This is a genomic window from Pseudoduganella sp. SL102 (genome assembly GCF_027856995.1).
Classification (GTDB): Bacteria; Pseudomonadota; Gammaproteobacteria; order Burkholderiales; family Burkholderiaceae_D; genus Rugamonas; species Rugamonas albidiflava.
Genome location: NZ_CP115554.1, coordinates 5,485,108 through 5,503,339, shown reverse-complemented (window position 1 = coordinate 5,503,339; position 18,232 = coordinate 5,485,108). Strand labels below are relative to the sequence as shown.

Below are 18,232 nucleotides of genomic sequence, written 5' to 3'. Positions count from 1 at the left end.
TCCATCAGCTCTGCTCCTGTTTTTGCAATCCGCAAGGTCTTATTTCAAACCGGTACTTACCGTCGGCCTGAATAGCTACAGATATGTTGTCGTCGTCCATATATGCAACCGGGTACGTTGGCGCGTTGGGACACGCGCTGTTGCTTCGGTACTCCATCTTGACTAGCAGCGTCGTTAAAGAAGGCTTCACGGTCGGCCACAGATCAAGCGTTTGCCCAGAAATCGCTGCGAACACCAGTGCGACTGTAACGAGTGCAAATGGTCTCACCATGTGCGTTACGTCGTTGAAAAGCCTGATGTCATGTGTCAAGGTTGCATCTGGGCCCGCGGATGAGTTGATGCCGCCATTTTGCCAGTCGCCTAAGCTGCCGCGAGGGGCCTCCACGGCGGAATACCACAAGTGACGATCACGGCCAACGAGTGTCAAGAGCAAGGCAAGCTTCAACCATTGAATGCACGCGAAAGCTGCAAGCAGAATTGCTCCCGCCATGGCATAGACCAAGGGGAGGATGATTGCGGTGAGTGCAGTAGTGAATTCGGAGAAGTACTTTGGATCGATTCGGGTGATCGAGTGCGTAGCGCTTTTCGCAAGTGACAATGCCAGGCAGGCAAGCGCAATGCCGATCGTTATGGAAAGAAGTTTCCCAGCCGCAGGCGCCCATGCCTTCGAAAGCATCCTTCGCCCGATATGGCACACGTCAAGAGCGCCGGCCAGTACCAGTGTTGACGCACTGGCTCCATACAGCCCGTCACCGGCAACTTCCCAGTTGGCGAGTTTGCAAGCGACGCCGAAGGAGCCAAGTGCCATGCCGAATAACAGGAAGAATCTAAACGAAGGCCTGCTCTTGATCGAGGATGCCAGTGCGCGTATCGATTTCGTTCTCCAGTCCGTTAATGGTACGGTGACTGCACGACGATCAAGAAAACATCGATACATGAGCCACAGCCCCGACGATGCAGCCAAAACGGCAAATAATGCGTCCATCCATGCTGGTGAGCGTGTCATCTTGGAAGTGAGTGCGATGGCACCAATCAGCACTGCGGGCAGCCAATAAATTGATCCCATCCTGTCCCTTTCGGAGTGGTGCCTTCTACCCGCGGACCGTCATGGCGACATCACGCGCGGTTAAGCTATTGTGCAACGAAGGGCAGTGCTGGAGTCTCACCAAAACTCACGGTGGGCGACACGAGATTGGCAGATTTCGATTGATTTTCATTATTGCCCCCAAGGTCGTCTCCGTCCAAGCTTATCCAAAGAGCGCCAATAACGGCTTGTCGTGGCAGGGGGAGGAAGAGAAGTACAAAAATCGACGAGGCGCTTTTCATGGGAGGATATTGCTGATACCGTCGGAGTCTCGTCTCCGGACGGCTATTCAAACCGTTCTTTCTCATCAATAAACATTCGGGACTTTGCTCAGTTAAGCCCGCATTTTGTGCACCAGGACTGTATTATGTCGGCAACTAAAGCGGTCATATCTGCCGTTTTGCAAAAGCCCCTGATTTGTATGGATGAGATACACCCTGCAAAGCCGTCTAGACGGGTTCGACTTCCGTCCTCGCCTCCAAGAATTGACCAGTTCGGCCCGATATGGCCCGACCGCGTTGACTTCCCAGCCCCTGTGCTACGCGTCCGGGTTTTCTCGCCAGCGTATCGTCGCGTTATCCGTGGTAACGCAGCGCCTCCACCACCAGCGCAAACGCCGACGACGGCTGCCGCCGGCTCGGGTAATACAGGTGATAGCCCGGGAACACATGGCACCAGTCCTCCAGCACGCGCACGAGGCGGCCTTCGGCAATATGCTGCTGGACCGCCTCCTCCAGCGCGAAGGCGAGGCCCATGCCGGCCAGCACGGCCTTGATGACCTGCGGGTAGCCATTGAAGATCAGCGTGCCGTCGACACGCACATTGAGCTGGTGCCGGCCCTTCTTGAAATCCCACGGCAGCAAACCGCCGTGCGTTGGCAGGCGCACGTTGATGCAGTCGTGTTCCATCAAGTCCTGTGGCTTTTTCGGTATCGGCCGCCTGGCGAAATAAGCGGGCGCGCCGACCACCGCCATCCGCACGTCCGGCCCGATCCGCGCCGCAATCATGTCCTTGGCGATGTATTCGCCCAGCCGTACGCCAGCATCGAAGCGCTGCTCGACGATGTCGACCATCCGGTAATCCGTGCTGATCTCGACCTTGATGTCCGGATGCTCGGGGAGCAGCTTCACCAGCTTGGGCAGCAACAACGTGTCGGCCGCGTGTTCCGATGCCGTGATGCGAATGCTGCCGGCCGGCTTGTCCCGTAGTTCGCGCAATGCCGCAAGGTCCGACTCGATGCCGTCGAGCCGGGGCCCGATCGTCGCCAGCAGGCGTTCTCCCGCGTCGGTTGGTGCGACCCGGCGCGTCGTCCTCGTGAACAGGCGCAGTCCCAGCCGTTCTTCCAGCCCGCGGATCGTCTGGCTCAATGCCGACTGCGAAACGCCCAACTGTGCCGCCGCGCGGGTGAAACTGCCTTCGCGCGCGACCGTCACGAACGCGGCGAAGTCATTGAGGTTATCTCTCACGATTCATTAGCTCCGCTAATAACGACAAGCGCATTGTACCGGCTAATCAAATCGTGCCGTGCGGATTACAGTACTTCCATCGATCGGCCCGGCGGACTCTCCGGGTTTGTGATCTCAGATATGGAAGGAACATCGATGCAACAACGTGAACTCGGCAACAGCGGCCTGCGCGTATCGGCCATCGGCTTCGGCTGCATGGGTCTGAGTTTCGGCTACGGTCCGGTCACCGGCCACCAGGATGCGATCGCCGTCATCCGCTCGGCCGTCGAACAGGGCGTGACACTGTTCGATACCGCCGAAGCCTACGGCGCCAACGAGGAACTCGTGGGCGAGGCGCTTGCGCCGTTTCGCGACCAGGTCGTCATCGCTACCAAGTTCGGCTTCCGCAACGGCGATCCGAAACAAGGCCTCGACAGCCGCCCGGAGCGTATCCGCGAAGTCGCCGAGCAGTCGCTGCGGCGCCTGAAGACCGACCGGATCGACCTGTTCTACCAGCACCGCGCCGATCCGTCGGTGCCGGTCGAAGAGGTGGCCGGCACGGTGCGGGACCTGATCCGCGAAGGCAAGGTCAAGCATTTCGGTTTGTCGGAGGCGGGCGTGCAGACGATCCGCCGCGCGCATGCGGTGCAGCCGGTCGCTGCCCTGCAGAGCGAGTACTCGCTGTGGTGGCGCGAACCGGAAGAGCACATCCTGCCGGTACTCGACGAGCTGGGCATCGGTTTCGTTCCGTTCAGCCCACTGGGCAAGGGCTTTCTCACCGGCGGCATCGATGCGGCGACCCGGTTCGATGCCACCGACTTCCGCAATACCGTGCCGCGCTTCTCGGCCGAGGCGCGCGCGGCGAACCAGGCGCTGGTCGATATCGTCAGCGCGCTCGCCACCGCCCGGAATGTCACGCCTGCGCAGATTGCGCTGGCATGGCTGCTGGCACAAAAGCCGTGGATCGTGCCGATCCCCGGCACCACCAAACTGCATCGCCTCCATGAAAACCTCGGGGCGGCAGCGGTGACGCTGGCACCGGAAGAGCTGGACGACATCGGCAAGGCGATCGCCCAGGTGCCGGTGCACGGCGAGCGGTATGCCCCTGCCTCGCAACAGATGGTCGACCGGTAACGCGTCAAGCATCGTTTCGCCGACCCCGGCAACTCGTTTATCACGGCGCGAGAGTGCGCTGCATTGAGAGGAATTCGATATGGCAACGAACGAACGACATACCGCTGGCCGGCGCGGTTTCATGCTGGCCGCCGGCACCCTGGCAGCCGCGCCGCTGGCGGCGGTACCCCTGGTGGGCAGCGCGGCCCCGCTGGCCGCGAACGTCAACGCTGCGCCAGGTACCGTGACCGGCCGCCGCAAGCTCGGTGCGCTGGAAGTGTCCAGCATCGGCATTGGCGTGCAGAACATGAGCCGGACTTACCAGACCACGGTGCCGAACCGGGCCGGGATGCACAACATCATCCGCACCGCTTTCGACAGGGGCGTCACCTTCTTCGACGCGGCCGAGGCCTACGGGCCGCACGAAGTGGAGCGGATTCTCGGCGAGGGCGTGGCGCCGTTCCGCGACAAGGTCGTGATCGCGTCCAAGTTCGGCTGGAACATCGACCTCGAGACGGGGACGCGCCGCCCAGGCCTGAACAGCCGGCCCGCGCATATCCGGCAAGCCGTCGAAGGCATGCTCAAGCGCCTGCGCACCGACCGCATCGACTTGCTGTACCAGCACCGGGTGGATCCGCAGGTGCCGATCGAGGACGTGGCCGGCGCCGTCGGCGACCTGATGAAAGAAGGCAAGGTGCTGCATTGGGGCCTCTCCGAGATGGGCCTCAAGACCTTGCGGCGCGCCCATGCGGCGTTGCCCGTCACGGCGGTGCAGAACGAATACTCGATGCTGTGGCGCGGACCGGAGGACAGCGTGCTGCCGCTGTGCCAGGAGCTCGGCATCGGTTTCGTGCCATGGAGTCCTCTTGGCGTGGGGTTCCTCACCGGCGCCATCGACGCCAATACGCGCTTCGCCGATGGCGACATCCGCAAGATCGAATCGCGCTTCGCACCGGACAACCTGCCGGCCAACCTGGCGCTGGTGGCCTTGCTGAAAAGCTGGGCCGAGCGCAAGCAGGCCACTTCCGGACAGATTGCACTGGCCTGGCTGCTGGCGCAGAAGCCGTGGATCGTGCCGATTCCCGGCACCACGCAAATGGCCCATATGCTGGAAAACAATGGTGCGGCAAGCCTCAGTTTCGCGGCGGCGGAAATCGCGGAGCTGAACCTTGCCGTGGCGGCGATCCAGGTCCGCGGCGCACGGCTGCCCGATGCCGTGCTCGCGTTCTCCGGTGTCGAAGCGCCGCTCAGGCCCTGAATGGTGGATAGCGTGACCACAACGGTTGGCATCTGAACAGGAGCCTTGCATGCATACCCCGATAACGATTGCCGCACCGGCCTGTCTCCTGTTTTCCCTTGCGCTGGTGATGTTCGATGCGAAGGCGCAGGAACGGCCCGGGAGCGCCAGCGCTGTCCTCACGCGACAGGACTCGCAGGCCTTGTCGGCGGATACCCGGATCGGCGACATGCTGCGCCATCCCGCGTTCGCCGGGTTCGGCCCGTTGCTGTTGCCCTGGGTCGGCCGCGAGGTCGATGAGACACTGCCGCTGAAGGACGCCGGCAAGCTGATGCCGTATCACACCCATGTCGATCCGGCGACGGTAGTCTCCGCGCTGAACCGCATGATCGGCGATGCCAACGCCGGCAAGACCGTGTTCTACCATTTCTACAGCGAAGCGCAGCGGCGGGCCGACCCGGAACTTGCGCAGACTGGCCTGTTTTTCCTGCGGGGCAAACCGGGAGCGCCGTTCGCGGTGATCGCACCGGGCGGCGGCTTCGAGTACGTCGGTTCCCTGCACGAGGGCTTTCCGTATGCTGCCGAGATCGCGCGCCGCTGCTACAACGCTTTCGTGCTGCGTTACCGCGTTGGCGCTGGCGGCAGCAAGGCCAACGAAGACCTGGCTGCCGCGCTGACGTACATCTTCCGGCATGCCGCGGAACTGGGTGTCGATACGCGCGGCTATTCGTTGTGGGGCAGCTCGGCCGGCGCGAGGATGGCCGCGGCGATCGGTTCGCACGGCGCGGCCCGATTCGGCGGGGCCGCACTGCCGAAGCCTGCGACCGTGGTGATGGCATACACCGGCCACTCCGACCTCGCCGCCAGCGAGCCGCCCACGTTCGTCGTCGTCGGAGAGCACGATCGCATTGCTCCCCCAGAGGTCATGCGACGACGGGTCGCCGCGCTGGAAAAACAGGGCACAGCGGTTGAATTCCGCGTGTATCCCGGTATCGCGCATGGCTTCGGTACTGGCGTCGGGACGAGTGCCGAAGGCTGGATCGGTGATGCCATGCAGTTCTGGAGAAAGGCCATTCGGTAGCGTCGGCCGGACGATGGCACATCGCTTCGCGGCACTCCTGATTGATTAGCCCAGCTAATAAGCCCTTGCGATATTTGCTATCTAATCAATTTCAATCGTGTCCGGTACAGTAAATAAAATGCAAGAGTGATCCATGCCGCAGGCCGTGCTCGCGCTGTAGAAGCACGGCCAGGCGCTTGGCTCGGCAGAGCTTCGGCATGACCATGATCGACGAGAGGACAGACATCCGATGAAATTCGACACCCCCGCAAGCCGCAATCCGATCGACCGCCTGAAAGTGGTCGGCAAGCCGACCGAGCGGATCGATGGCCCCCTCAAAACGACGGGTACCGCCACGTATGCCTACGAGCAGCATGCCGCCGCGCCCAACGCAGCCTATGGCTACATCGTGGGGGCAGCCATTGCCAAGGGGCGCATCGCATCGATGGATCCCACGCGCGCGAAGGCGGCACCCGGCGTGCTTGGCATCGTCACGGCCGACAATGCAGGAAAACTCGGTGTCGGCGCCTTCTATGTCGCGCGGGCGCTGGCCGGGCCGGAGGTGGATCACTACCACCAGGCGGTGGCCATCGTGGTCGCCGAAACCTTCGAGCAGGCGCGCGCGGCGGCAGCGCTGGTGCGGGTGCGTTACGAACGAGCGAAGGGCAGCTTCGATCTGGAGGAGGCGAAGGGCAGGGCGCCAGTGCAGCAGCCCCTGCAGCCGAACCCGTCGCGTGATTCCGCCGTGGGCGATTTCGATCGTGCCTATGCCGCCGCGCCGGTGACCCTGGATGCGACGTACACGACACCCGACCAGGGGCACGCGATGATGGAGCCGCATGCCACGATCGCCGCATGGGAGGGCGACAGGCTGACGTTGTGGACCGCCGTCCAGCTGGTGAGCTGGGCCGTGCGCGACATGTCGAAAACACTCGGCATCCCGAAAGAAAACATCCGCATCGTTTCGCCTTATATCGGCGGTGGTTTCGGCGGCAAGGGATCGGCACTGTCGGATGCCGTGCTGGCCGCCGTCGCCGCCAGGCAGCTGGGCCGGCCGGTCAAGGTGACGCTGCAGCGTGCCCTGATGTTCAACAACACCACGCACCGCGCCGCGACGATCCAGCGCATCCGCATCGGCGCCGGCAAGGACGGCAAGATCTCGGCGATCGGCCATGAAAGCTGGTCGGGCAACCTGGGCGACCGGCCCGAGACCGCCACCGCGCCGACACGGCTGCTGTATGCGGGGCCGAACCGGATGACGCGCTTGCGCGTCGCCCACCTCGACCTGCCGGAAGCGAGCGCCATGCGCGCGCCGGGCGAAGCCCCCGGCATGATGGCGCTGGAAATCGCGATGGACGAGATGGCCGAAAAGCTCGGCATGGACCCGGTGGCGTTCCGCATCCTGAACGACACCCAGGTCGATCCGGAAAATCCGGCCAGGCCGTTCTCGACACGGCAGCTGGTCGAATGCATGAAGACCGGCGCGGCCCGCTTCGGCTGGGAGCGACGCAGCGCCACGCCGGCGCAGCGGCGCGAAGGGCGCTGGCTGGTCGGCACCGGCATGGCGGCGGCGATCCGCGGCGCGCCGGTGATCAAGTCCGCCGCCAGCGTCAAGCTCGATCGCGGCGGCATGGTGACGGTGGAAACGGACATGACCGATATCGGCACCGGCAGCTACACGATCATTGCCCAGACGGCCGCCGAAATGCTCGGCGTGTCGCTGGACAAGGTGATCGTGCGCCTGGGCGATTCACGTTTTCCGGAAGGCGCCGGATCGGGCGGGCAGTTCGGCGCCGCATCCTGCACCGCGGGCGTCTACGCAGCCTGCGTGAAGCTGCGCGAACTGGTCGCACAGCGCCTTGGCATGACGGCCGTCGATATTGAATTCACCGGTGGCCGCGTGCGAGCCGGCGGCGCCAGCCGGCCGCTTGCCGATGCGGTGGTGGCCGGGGACCTGGTTGCCGAAGATGCGATGGAGTACGGCACGTTGTCGAAGCGCTTTGCGCAGCAGACCTTCGGCGCCCATTTCGTCGAGGTGGCCGTCGACTCGGCGACTGGTGAAATCCGCATTCGCCGGATGCTGGGTGTATTCGCCGCGGGGCGCATCCTGAACCCGCTGGCGGCGCGCAGCCAGATGATCGGCGCAATGACGATGGGAGCCGGTGCGGCGCTGATGGAGGACCTCGTCGTCGACAAGCGCCTGGGCTTCTTCGTCAACCACGACCTGGCTGGCTATGAGGTGCCCGTGCATGCCGACATCCCCCACCAGGAAGTGGTCTTCCTTGACGAGGTGGACCCCACCGCCGGACCGTTGAAGGCCAAGGGCGTCGGCGAGCTGGGGATCAGCGGCGTACCCGCCGCCATTGCCAACGCTGTCTACAACGCGACAGGCATCCGCGTGCGCGATTATCCCGTCACCCTGGACAAGCTGCTGGACCGCTTGCCAGGCATGGCCTGAATAGCCTGAGTGGCCTGAATGGCGTGGACGGCATGGCTGCTTGCCGCCGGCACGCGCCCATACTCAGGCCTTTGCACTGCTCATACGAAGAGAACACCCATGATGAAAACCGCCCTGGCAACCATGACCCTGTCGTGTGCGTTTGGCGCCGCCTTCGCTGCGGGCCAGGCGCAAGTGCAAGCGCAAGTGAATGTGACGGTAACGCGAGCCGGCTCCCAGCCATCCAGTGCCGGACCGGCCCAGAATTTTACGGGTGCGGTGCGGGTCGATTCGCCGTTCCAGGCCTCTGCGCCTGGCCGCGTGTCCGGGGGCATCGTCACCTTCGAGCCCGGTGCGCGCACGGCATGGCATGTCCATCCGCTGGGGCAGACACTGATCGTGACCGCCGGCTTCGGGCGCGTGCAGCAATGGGGCGGGGCGCAGCAGGAAATCCGCCCCGGCGATGTCGTCTGGATTCCGCCGGGCGCCAAGCACTGGCACGGTGCAACCCCCTCTACCGGGATGAGCCACGTCGCGATCACCGAATCGCTGGACGGCAAATCGACGGACTGGATGGAGAAGGTCAGCGACGCGCAGTATCAACCTTGAAGCATCGCCATCGACAGGAATCCCCTATGAACCACCTGGCCAGAAACAACCTTGCCGTCGCCGTGACGGCCATCCTTGTCGCGGTCTCTGCGCCCGCAAGTGCGCAGACGAATTTGGCACCGCCCGCGGCGCCACTCAAACCACCGCCCGCCGGGGCCACGGCCACTGGTGCCCCAACAAGCAGGGCGCAGCAGATGTTTGGCGACATCTCGCCGAAACTGGCGGACCTGACGGACAAGGTGCTGTTCGGGGACGTGTGGGAACGCCCGGGGTTGTCCAAGCGGGACCGCAGCCTCGTCACCGTCAGCGCGCTGGTGGCGATGAACCGGCCCGACCAGCTTCGTTCGCACCTGCGGCTGGCGCGCCAGAACGGCTTGACGGAGGCGGAGCTGGTGGAAGCCATCACCCATCTAGCGTTTTACTCGGGCTGGCCAAACGGCGTCGGCGCGATCCTCATTGCCAAGGAAGTCTTCAAGGAACCGTGAGGCCGTCCGGTCGCCCCGCTTCACGCGATGGCGATGCACACCATGAATCCCCGAATCAAAGGAACAAGCCGATGGACCAGACACATGACATCAACCGGACGCGCCGCGACGTGCTGATCACGGGAGCCCTGTCCGCCACCGCGGCCGTGCTGCCAGCCGCGGGCCAGGCGCAGGCATTGGCCGACGCCGGGGCTGCGGGGGTATCGACCCCTGTACCGGTGACCAGCAAGGTCGCCTTGCGCGTCAACGGCCAGCGCGTCGAGCTGGACGTCGATACGCGCACCACGCTGCTCGACCTGCTGCGCGAGCACATGCACCTGACCGGCACGAAGAAGGGCTGCGACCAGGGGCAATGCGGTGCCTGCACCGTGATCGCCGACGGCCGCCGCATCAATTCCTGCCTCAGCCTGGCGGTGATGCACGAAGGGGCCGACGTCACGACGATCGAAGGCCTGGGCCAGCCCGGCAAGCTGCACCCGATGCAGGCCGCCTTCATCAAGCACGATGGCTACCAGTGCGGCTACTGCACGCCGGGCCAGATCTGCTCGGCCGTGGCGGTACTCGACGAGGTGCGGCGCGGCATCCCCAGCCACGCCAGCGCCGATCTGAGCGTGAGACCACTGCTGTCGGCGGCCGAAATCCGCGAGCGCATGAGCGGCAACATCTGCCGCTGCGGCGCCTATTCCAATATCGTCGATGCGATCACCGAGGTAGCGGAGGGCAAGGCATGAAGGCATTTACTTACCAGCGTGCAAAGACTCCCGCCGAAGCGGCCGCCGCGGCGCAAAAGCCAGGCACGCGCTTCATCGCCGGCGGCACGAACCTGCTGGACCTGATGAAGCTCGAGATCGAGACGCCGGCCCACCTGGTGGACGTCAATGGCCTCGGCCTCGACCAGATCGAGTCCACGCCGGAGGGCGGCTTGCGCGTTGGCGCCCTGGTACGCAACACGGACCTGGCCGCGGACATCCGCGTGCGCAAGTTCTACGGCGTGCTGTCGCGCGCGCTGCTGGCCGGTGCTTCGGCCCAGCTGCGCAACAAGGCCACCACGGCCGGGAACCTGCTCCAGCGCACGCGCTGCCCGTACTTCTACGACACCAACATGGCATGCAACAAGCGCGCGCCCGGCAGCGGTTGCGCGGCGATCGGCGGTTTTACACGGGGCCATGCGATCGTCGGCCAGAGCGATGCCTGCATTGCGACGCATCCGAGCGACATGGCCGTGGCCATGCAACTGCTCGACGCCGGGATCGAAACCGTCAACCCGGACGGCAAGGTGCGCACGATTCCGATTGCCGATTTTTACCGTCTGCCGGGCAATACGCCGCATGTCGAGCACGTGCTGCAGCCGGGCGAACTGATTACCGCGGTGACGCTGCCCAAGCCACTCGGCGGCAAGCACTTCTATCACAAGGTGCGGGACCGCGCGTCGTATGCCTTTGCATTGATTTCGGTGGCGGCAGTGGTGCAGCCTGATGGCAGTGGCCGCGTGGCCCTGGGCGGGGTGGCGCACCGGCCATGGCGCGTGCCGGCCGCCGAACACGCTCTGCCGCGCGGCGGCAAGGCAGTGACAGACCAGCTGCTTGCCGGAGCGCGCACGACCGAGGAAAACGCGTTCAAGGTGGTGCTCGTGCAGCGCACGATCGATGCGGTATTGGCCGAAGCACGGGGAGGCTTGAAGGCGTGAAATGCACTGTCGCGGCCACCATCAATCCGATCGACCGCCTTCTGGTTGTCGGCAAGCCGGCCGGCTGGGGCGGTGGATCCTTGTAGGACCGCGTCTCACCATCTCCTCTCGGATGAGATGCGCGGCAACCCCGGCAGCGTGCCTGGCCGCGTGATGTCGATTGTGCCTTCGCGCACGGCCGGTACAGTGCTTAAAGCGCCAACCAGCTCGGTCTCCACGGAACTTATTGACCAGGTCCTTAATAAGTTCTACCATGCCCAAAATGACAACGATAGACAACGCGCGGCAAGAATGTCGTTCGCCGCCGGGATGGGAGACAAGTGTCAACAATTCATGACGTGGCCGAGAAGGCCGGGGTGTCGATCAAGACGGTGTCGCGGGTGCTCAACGATGCCTCGTCGGTGTCCGACAAGACCCGCGCGAAGATCGAGCAGGCCATGCAGGCGCTCGACTTCGCACCGTCGGCGGCGGCGCGCATGCTGCGCGGCCGGCCGACCGATCTGGTGTCGGTGATCGCCGAACAGCTGACCACCACGCCCGATTCGTCCGAGATCATCAAGGGCATCCAGTCCGTCTGCGAAGAGTTCGGCAAGATGCTGCTGATCGGCGAAACCGGCGGCCACCCCGGCACGGCCGGCCGGCTGGTGGCCGACATGCGCGAGCGCCGCGTCGAAGCGATCATGTTCGCCACGCCGCACCACGCGCACGTGACGATCGGGCCTGCCCTGGGCGCGACACCGACCGTGCTGGTCAACTGCTTCGAGAGCCCGGCGCGCTTTCCGCAGATCGTGCCCGACGACGAGGGCGGCGGGTACGCGGCCGCCCAGCTGGTGCTCAAGGCGGGCCACAAGAAAATCGCCCTGCTGCAGCTGATCGATGACATGGTGGCGACCAGGCTGCGCCTCCAGGGTTTTCTGCGTGCCATGCGCGAGCATGGGGTCACGCCACGCGAAGAGTGGATGCTGCACGGCGCGCTGCCGATTCCCGACGCCGAGTTCAGCCACCTGGAAGACGCCATCGACCGGCTGTTCGCCAGCGCGCATCGGCCCACCGCCATCTTGTGCGGCAATGACAAGATGGCCATGCGCGCCATCTTCATCCTGCAACGGCGCGGATTGCGCGTGCCGGACGATGTATCGGTGGTCGGCTTCGACGACTTTCGTCTCATCTCGGAGGCGCTCGATCCAGGCTTGAGCACGGTGTCCCTTCCGTACCGCGAGATGGGTGCGCTGGCCGCGCGCTGCGCGTTCTCCGGCGACGCCGTCGCGGGCACGGTGCGGGTGCCGTGCCTTGGCGTGGAACGCGGTACCGTCACCAGGCCAGCCAAGACGAAGCGCAAATGAGAGCGCAAATGAGAGCGCACATGAGCCGGCTGGCTCCGGGTGCTCTGCTGGCAGCGTTGGCGGCATGGACGGCAATATACAGCGCGCCGGGCGCCGCCGCGCCGCTCGAGATCCGCATGTGGCGCCACGATACCGGCGACGCCGAAATGGCCGCCGGGCGCGCCGCCGTGGCGCGCTTCAACGCCAGCCAGGACAGATGGAAGGTGGTGGTCGAGGCCATGCCGCAATCGACCTACACCAGCGCCATCACGGCGGCGTCGATGGTCAGGCAATTGCCCTGCGTGCTCGCGATCGACCAGCCCACCGTGCCCAATTTCGCCTGGGCCGGTCACGTGCGCGCGCTCGACTCGCTGCTGCCGCGCGACGCGGTGGCGCGCCTGTTGCCCGGCGGTCGCGGCACCTACCGCGGAAAGCTGTACAGCGTGGGCCAGTTCGACGTGACGCTGGCGCTGTTTTCGCGCCGCGCGCAACTGGCGGCGCTGGGCGTGCGCATCGCCACCATCGACCGGCCCTATAGTGCCCGCGAGTTCCACGATATCCTGGTGAAGGCCAAGCAGAGCAAGATTGCCCGCTTTCCCTTCGACGTGAACGGCCGCTCGCGCGCCGAGTGGCCGAGCTATGCGTTCCTGCCCTGGCTGCAAAGCGCCGGGGCCGACCTGATCGATCGTTCCAGCTACCTGCGGGCGGATGGGGTGCTCAATGGTCCGTCCGCGCTTGGCGTGGCGCGCTATTACGCGTCGCTGTACGCGGAAGGCCTGGTCGAGCGAAATCCGGCCGACGAGCGCGCCTTCGAACAGGGCCGGGCGCTGTTCCACTACACGGGCTCCTGGAAGGCCGACGACTACGACCGCCTGTTCGGATCCGACCTGGTGGTGATGCCGCCACCCGACTTCGGCCGCGGTCCGCGCATCGGCGCGGCATCGTGGCAATGGGCCATCTCCCGCGATTGCCGGCATCCCGAGGGCGCCGCCGCCGTGCTGGCGCACCTGATCGGCACCGGAGAGATGGCAGCCATGTCGCGCGCCACCGGCCACGTGCCGGTCAGCCGCGAGGCGGCCGCGCTCACCGGGCATTATCGTGAAGGCGGTGCGCGCCGCATCTATTTCGAGTTTGCCCAACGCTATGCGCAGCCGCGGCCCGCCACGCCGGCCTATCCCGCGATGTCGGCCGTGTTCGAGAAAACCCTGTCGGACCTGCGCGCCGGGAAGGATCCGGCCGAGGCGCTGGACGAGGCCGTCGAAGCGATCGAGCACGATATCACGCGCAACAACGGTTATGGTTTCTCTTCAGCCAATCAGGTGGGAGCGGCGCGATGACGGCCAGGCTTGGCCGGGACAGCATCTGGGCAGCCGGCTCCTTCGCCGCGCCAGCCATACTGCTGTTCTTCGCCTTCATCCTGCTGCCGCTGCTGCTGGCGGCGGGGGCCACCTTCACCAACCACCGGCTGGTCTCCCCGGAGCCGACACGCTTCATCGGCCTGGACAACTACGCGCGCCTGCTGTCGGTGACAATGCTGACGGTGCAGGCCGGCCAGCGCCAGGCCGGAGAGGAGGGCGCGCGGTTTCCGACCTGGCGCCAGAGCCGGCAGGCGCGTCCTGGACTGGCCGGCTACCGTCCCGCCTTCCATGTCGACCTGGGCGCCACCCGCTACGTACTGGCCGCGCGCGATCCGCTGTTTGTCCGTTCGCTGGTCAACACGTTCCTGTTCGCCTTGCTGGTGCTGCCGCTGCAGTGCGGTGCCGCGCTCGGGCTGGCGATCCTGGTCAACCAGCGCCTGCGCGGCCGGATGTTCTTTCGCACCGTCTACTTCGCGCCGGTGGTGACCTCGATGGTGGTGGCGTCGATCGTCTGGTCGTTCCTCCTCAACACCGACCGTGGCCTGGTCAACGAGCTGCTGCGCGCGCTGATGGACGATCCCGGCGCCGGACCCGACTGGCTGGGCGATCCGCGCCTGGCGCTGGCCTCGATCGCGCTGATGTCGGCCTGGCAGGGCGCCGGCTTCCAGATGCTGGTGTTCCTGGCCGGCCTGCAGTCGATTCCGCCCGAGCAGTACGAAGCCGCCACGCTGATGGGCGCGAACGCCTGGCAGCGCTTCGTGCATGTCACGCTGCCGGGCCTGCGCAACACCATCGTCTTCGTGCTGGTGTCGACCACGCTGCTGGCCTTCGGCCTGTTTACCCAGGTGGATGTGATGACGCTGGGCGGTCCGCTGGATGCCACCTCGACCGTGGTGTACCACGCGGTGCGCAAGGGCTTCCACGAGCAGGATATCGGCTACGGTTCGACCATCGCCCTGGTGTTCTTCATGATCGTGCTGGGCGTATCGGCGCTCCAGCGCATGCTGGCCGTGAAGGGAGCGGCCCGATGAACCAACCCCTGCGGACCCTGTTGCGCAAGGCGCTGCTGCTGGCGATCATGGCCGGCCTTGGCCTGGTTTTCGCGATGCCGCTGGCCTTCATGTTCGCCGCCTCCTTCAAGGGCGACACGGCGGTATTCGAGAACCTGGCCCACTGGTCGACCTATGTTCCCGGCCCCGGCTGGTCGCTGGACAACTACCGCGCCATTTTCCGGAAGAGCGACCTGCCGCGCTTCCTGCTCAATTCGACCATCGTTGCGGCGTGCACCGTGGTCGCCGGCGTGTTCCTCAACAGCATGCTCGCCTTCGCCCTTGCGCGCATGCGCTGGGGCGGCCGCCATGTCGTGCTGGGCGTGGTGGTGGCGCTGGTGATCGTGCCGTTCGAAGTGATCGCCATACCGCTGCTGTCGCTGGTGGCGCACTTGCCCTGGCCGGTCATCGGGCCGGGCGGGCCGGGCTTCCGGATCGGCTGGTTCAACAGCCTGCACGTGCAGATCATTCCGTTCGTCGCCAATGCGTTCTGCACCTTCCTGTTCTACCAGTTCTTCCGCGACATCCCGGCCGAGCTGGACGAAGCCGCCAAGATGGACGGCGCCGGCCCCTGGACGGTCTACCTGCGCATCATCATGCCCAACAGCGGACCGGTGATCGCCACCGCCGCCATCATTCTCTTCGTCGGTGCCTGGAACCAGTACCTGTGGCCCATCATGGTGATCCAGTCGGAAGCGTTCCGGCCGGTCCAGCCAGGCATCCAGCAATTCTTCGGCCGCACCAATTCGTGGGGGCAGATCATGGCCTACGCATCGGTGATCACCCTGCCGGTACTCGCGGTGTTCCTGGCATTCCAGCGGCAGTTCGTGGCCTCGGTGGCAGGCTCCGGCATCAAAGGCTAACCCTCACTCCTACCTCGACATGGCACTCAAACTCGACGACAAATACGTCTGGGACTTCTGGCATTACGCCGAAGACGGCATGCAGCACCTGTTCTTCCTGCAGGCCGACCGGAGCATCGGCAATCCCGACCTGCGCCACTGGCATGTATCGATCGGGCACGCCGTTTCGACCGACCTGCGCAACTGGAGCGTGAAGGGCAGGGTGTTCGGCCCGGCGGCGACGCCCGCATGGGACGACTACACCACCTGGACCGGTTCGGTGATCAAGGCCGAAGGCTGCTACCACCTGTTCTATACCGGCACCTGCCGTGCCGAGAACGGCCTGCGCCAGCGCATCGGGCACGCCACCGCGGTATCGATCGATGGCCCCTGGACGCGCGTGGGCAACGGCCTGGCGCTGGACCTGGACGAGCGCTTCTACGAAGAACACGAGGAAGGCGGCTGGCACGACCGCGCCCTGCGCGACCCGTACGTGCTGGCCGAGAAGATCGACGGCAAATACCACATGTTCTTCACCGCGCGCCGCAGGCAGGGCGGGAAGTTCGAACGCGGCGTGATCGGGCATGCGGTATCGGACGACCTGGTCACCTGGGAAGCCACCGCGCCGGTGTATGACGGCGGGCATTACGGCCAGCTGGAAGTGCCGCAGGTATTCGAGCGCGGCGGCCAGTGGTTCTGCACTTTCTGCAATGCCCGCGAGCACTGGGCGCCAGCACTGCGCGCACAGCACGGCGGCGGGGTGTCCGGTACTTCGTACCTGGTGGCCGGCGATCCGCTCGGGCCATGGCGTCCCGCCGAGCGCTTCCTGGATGGCGATGTACCATGCCGACGCTATGCCGGCAAGATCCTGGCCGACCCCGTCACCGGCAGCGACTGCCTGCTGGCCTTCGAGGACACGGGCCCGGACGGCGGCTTCGTGGGCGGGATCGGCGATCCGATCGCGCTCGCGCTGGAAGACGGCCGCTACGCGCTGGTGACTTGAGCTGAAATGACAACGATTGACAGAGCGCGGCGGAGACCGGTCATGCAGCCCTGGAACGAGCGGATGGCAGCATCCGGCTTGACCACGGCCTGACCGTTCCGGCGTTCGCGGTTCACTGCAAACAAGGAGACAGGCATGGCATCGATCGTCCTCCAGGATGTTGCCAAGGCATACCCGGGACAGGAAAATACCCCGATCCTCCAAGGCATCAGCTTCACCATCGAGGACGGCGAGTTCGTCGTGCTGGTCGGTCCGTCCGGCTGCGGCAAGTCCACCTTGCTGCGCATGATCGCCGGACTGGAGGAGATCAGCGGCGGCGAGATCCGCATCGATGGGGAACGCATCAATGAAACGCCGCCCGCCAGGCGCGGCCTGTCGATGGTATTCCAGAACTACGCCTTGTATGCGCACATGAGCGTGTTCGAGAACATCGCGTTCGGCCTGCGCCTGGCCAGGACGCCGAAGGCGGAGATCCAGGCAGCGGTGCGCGCGGTGGCGAAGCTGTTGCAGCTCGAGCACTTGCTGGAACGCCGCCCGCCGCAGCTCTCGGGAGGGCAGCGCCAGCGCGTGGCGATCGGCCGCGCCATCGTGCGAAAGCCGCGCGCCTTCCTGTTCGACGAACCGCTGTCGAACCTGGATGCGGCCCTGCGCGCCGAAATGCGCGTCGAGATAGAACGCCTGCACCAGAAACTGAAGGCGACCAAGGTATACGTGACGCACGACCAGGTAGAGGCGATGACGCTGGCCGACCGAATCGTGGTCCTGGGTCCCGGCGGCGTGCAGCAGGTCGGCAGCCCGATGCATCTGTACCAGCGGCCTGCCAACGTGTTCGTTGCCGGCTTCATCGGCAGCCCCAGGATGAACCTGATCGATGGCGTGGCGGGCGCCGGTTGCGTGACACTCGGCACGGCAAGCCGGCTGGCATGGCCCCATGCGGGCGCGGGCGGGCGCAAGGTCACGGTGGGCCTGCGTCCCGAGCACCTGGCGCCCAATCCGGACGGTCCGCTGCGCGGCACGGTATTGCTGGTCGAGCGCCTGGGCGCCGAATCCCATGTGCACATCGGCGTGCCCGGCATCGCCCGGCCGCTGGTGGTGGCGATGCGCGGCGAGCCGCCGCGCGTGGACAGCACCTGGGCGGTCGGCCCGGTCGCGGGAGAACTCCACGTCTTCGATGAACAGGGCTCGCGCATCGACGCTACGCAGCCGGCCGATGGCCAGGAATAGCTTGATTGGCGCCTGTGGCGAACGGCCGGCCCGCATCGGCGGCACGCCGTTCAACCTGGCCGCCGGCATGGCGCGGCCGGGCGTTGCGCACTCCACTCGAACAGGGTAGCGTTGCGAAAATGTCGCACGTTGGACATCATGATTGTCCAGGCAAATGACAACGATAGACAAATCAAGAATCCGTGGCTACGATGACAACGGTGGACATTTGGTTCGCTTCGATATGGAGGATGGCTCACAACGGAAAACAACAACACGGCAGGTTCGGACGGATGGC

16 protein-coding genes are annotated in these 18,232 nt (G+C 65.3%); 14 read left to right on the top strand and 2 right to left on the bottom strand.

Annotation, left to right across the window (positions count from 1 at the left end; genetic code table 11):
- Positions 1-4: 4 nt before the first annotated feature.
- Together OU994_RS23085 and OU994_RS23080 are read right to left on the bottom strand one after the other, a co-directional pair.
- Positions 5-1,066, bottom strand: a complete 1,062-nt coding sequence (locus OU994_RS23085; RefSeq protein WP_281607863.1) for a hypothetical protein — start codon at positions 1,064-1,066, stop codon at positions 5-7.
- A 593-nt stretch (positions 1,067-1,659) separates the two neighbouring features.
- On the bottom strand, positions 1,660-2,553 hold the full coding sequence (locus OU994_RS23080) for a LysR family transcriptional regulator (RefSeq protein ID WP_281611695.1): 894 nt from the start codon (positions 2,551-2,553) through the stop codon (positions 1,660-1,662).
- Positions 2,554-2,685: 132 nt separating this feature from the next.
- On the opposite strand from OU994_RS23080, the gene OU994_RS23075 reads away from it, so the two are divergent.
- From OU994_RS23075 to OU994_RS23010, 14 genes are all read left to right on the top strand, one after another.
- Positions 2,686-3,663, top strand: coding sequence for an aldo/keto reductase (locus OU994_RS23075; RefSeq protein WP_281607862.1), 978 nt, complete (start codon positions 2,686-2,688; stop codon positions 3,661-3,663).
- A gap of 79 nt (positions 3,664-3,742) precedes the next feature.
- Positions 3,743-4,900 carry an aldo/keto reductase gene (locus OU994_RS23070; RefSeq protein ID WP_281607861.1) on the top strand — a complete coding sequence of 386 codons (1,158 nt, stop codon included), beginning with the start codon at positions 3,743-3,745 and terminating at the stop codon, positions 4,898-4,900.
- Between the two features lie 49 nt (positions 4,901-4,949).
- Positions 4,950-5,960 carry an alpha/beta hydrolase gene (locus tag OU994_RS23065; RefSeq protein ID WP_281607860.1) on the top strand — a complete coding sequence of 337 codons (1,011 nt, stop codon included), beginning with the start codon at positions 4,950-4,952 and terminating at the stop codon, positions 5,958-5,960.
- A gap of 229 nt (positions 5,961-6,189) precedes the next feature.
- Positions 6,190-8,397, top strand: coding sequence for an aldehyde oxidoreductase molybdenum-binding subunit PaoC (gene paoC, locus OU994_RS23060; RefSeq protein ID WP_281607859.1), 2,208 nt, complete (start codon positions 6,190-6,192; stop codon positions 8,395-8,397).
- Between the two features lie 99 nt (positions 8,398-8,496).
- Positions 8,497-8,985, top strand: a complete 489-nt coding sequence (locus tag OU994_RS23055; protein WP_373922481.1) for a cupin domain-containing protein — start codon at positions 8,497-8,499, stop codon at positions 8,983-8,985.
- 26 nt (positions 8,986-9,011) lie between these two features.
- A complete protein-coding gene (locus OU994_RS23050; RefSeq protein WP_281607858.1) occupies positions 9,012-9,470 on the top strand; it encodes a carboxymuconolactone decarboxylase family protein in 459 nt (152 codons plus the stop codon).
- A gap of 71 nt (positions 9,471-9,541) precedes the next feature.
- Entirely contained in the window at positions 9,542-10,201 is a 660-nt protein-coding gene (gene paoA, locus OU994_RS23045) for an aldehyde dehydrogenase iron-sulfur subunit PaoA (RefSeq protein WP_281607857.1), read from the top strand.
- Positions 10,198-11,157 carry a xanthine dehydrogenase family protein subunit M gene (locus OU994_RS23040; RefSeq protein WP_281607856.1) on the top strand — a complete coding sequence of 320 codons (960 nt, stop codon included), beginning with the start codon at positions 10,198-10,200 and terminating at the stop codon, positions 11,155-11,157. The genes paoA and OU994_RS23040 overlap by 4 nt, the downstream gene beginning before the upstream one ends.
- Before the next feature lie 320 nt (positions 11,158-11,477).
- Entirely contained in the window at positions 11,478-12,500 is a 1,023-nt protein-coding gene (locus OU994_RS23035) for a LacI family DNA-binding transcriptional regulator (protein ID WP_281607855.1), read from the top strand.
- Positions 12,501-12,520: 20 nt separating this feature from the next.
- Complete coding sequence (locus OU994_RS23030) at positions 12,521-13,816, top strand: extracellular solute-binding protein (protein WP_281607854.1); 1,296 nt, start codon at positions 12,521-12,523, stop codon at positions 13,814-13,816.
- Entirely contained in the window at positions 13,813-14,868 is a 1,056-nt protein-coding gene (locus OU994_RS23025) for a carbohydrate ABC transporter permease (RefSeq protein WP_281607853.1), read from the top strand. The genes OU994_RS23030 and OU994_RS23025 overlap by 4 nt, the downstream gene beginning before the upstream one ends.
- On the top strand, positions 14,865-15,749 hold the full coding sequence (locus OU994_RS23020; protein ID WP_281607852.1) for a carbohydrate ABC transporter permease: 885 nt from the start codon (positions 14,865-14,867) through the stop codon (positions 15,747-15,749). Before OU994_RS23025 ends, OU994_RS23020 begins: the two co-directional genes overlap by 4 nt.
- Before the next feature lie 19 nt (positions 15,750-15,768).
- Entirely contained in the window at positions 15,769-16,731 is a 963-nt protein-coding gene (locus OU994_RS23015) for a family 43 glycosylhydrolase (RefSeq protein WP_281607851.1), read from the top strand.
- Positions 16,732-16,866: 135 nt separating this feature from the next.
- Positions 16,867-17,955, top strand: a complete 1,089-nt coding sequence (locus OU994_RS23010) for an ABC transporter ATP-binding protein (RefSeq protein WP_281607850.1) — start codon at positions 16,867-16,869, stop codon at positions 17,953-17,955.
- The last annotated feature ends 277 nt before the right edge of the window (positions 17,956-18,232 follow it).

Bases quoted from the DNA above. Each gene is read 5' to 3' on its own strand.
- OU994_RS23085 (WP_281607863.1), bottom strand. From the start codon at position 1,066: ATGGGATCAATTTATTGGCTGCCCGCAGTGCTGATTGGTGCCATCGCA.
- OU994_RS23075 (WP_281607862.1), top strand. From the start codon at position 2,686: ATGCAACAACGTGAACTCGGCAACAGCGGCCTGCGCGTATCGGCCATC.
- OU994_RS23070 (WP_281607861.1), top strand. From the start codon at position 3,743: ATGGCAACGAACGAACGACATACCGCTGGCCGGCGCGGTTTCATGCTG.
- OU994_RS23065 (WP_281607860.1), top strand. From the start codon at position 4,950: ATGCATACCCCGATAACGATTGCCGCACCGGCCTGTCTCCTGTTTTCC.
- paoC (WP_281607859.1), top strand. From the start codon at position 6,190: ATGAAATTCGACACCCCCGCAAGCCGCAATCCGATCGACCGCCTGAAA.
- OU994_RS23055 (WP_373922481.1), top strand. From the start codon at position 8,497: ATGATGAAAACCGCCCTGGCAACCATGACCCTGTCGTGTGCGTTTGGC.
- OU994_RS23050 (WP_281607858.1), top strand. From the start codon at position 9,012: ATGAACCACCTGGCCAGAAACAACCTTGCCGTCGCCGTGACGGCCATC.
- paoA (WP_281607857.1), top strand. From the start codon at position 9,542: ATGGACCAGACACATGACATCAACCGGACGCGCCGCGACGTGCTGATC.
- OU994_RS23040 (WP_281607856.1), top strand. From the start codon at position 10,198: ATGAAGGCATTTACTTACCAGCGTGCAAAGACTCCCGCCGAAGCGGCC.
- OU994_RS23030 (WP_281607854.1), top strand. From the start codon at position 12,521: ATGAGCCGGCTGGCTCCGGGTGCTCTGCTGGCAGCGTTGGCGGCATGG.
- OU994_RS23025 (WP_281607853.1), top strand. From the start codon at position 13,813: ATGACGGCCAGGCTTGGCCGGGACAGCATCTGGGCAGCCGGCTCCTTC.
- OU994_RS23020 (WP_281607852.1), top strand. From the start codon at position 14,865: ATGAACCAACCCCTGCGGACCCTGTTGCGCAAGGCGCTGCTGCTGGCG.
- OU994_RS23015 (WP_281607851.1), top strand. From the start codon at position 15,769: ATGGCACTCAAACTCGACGACAAATACGTCTGGGACTTCTGGCATTAC.
- OU994_RS23010 (WP_281607850.1), top strand. From the start codon at position 16,867: ATGGCATCGATCGTCCTCCAGGATGTTGCCAAGGCATACCCGGGACAG.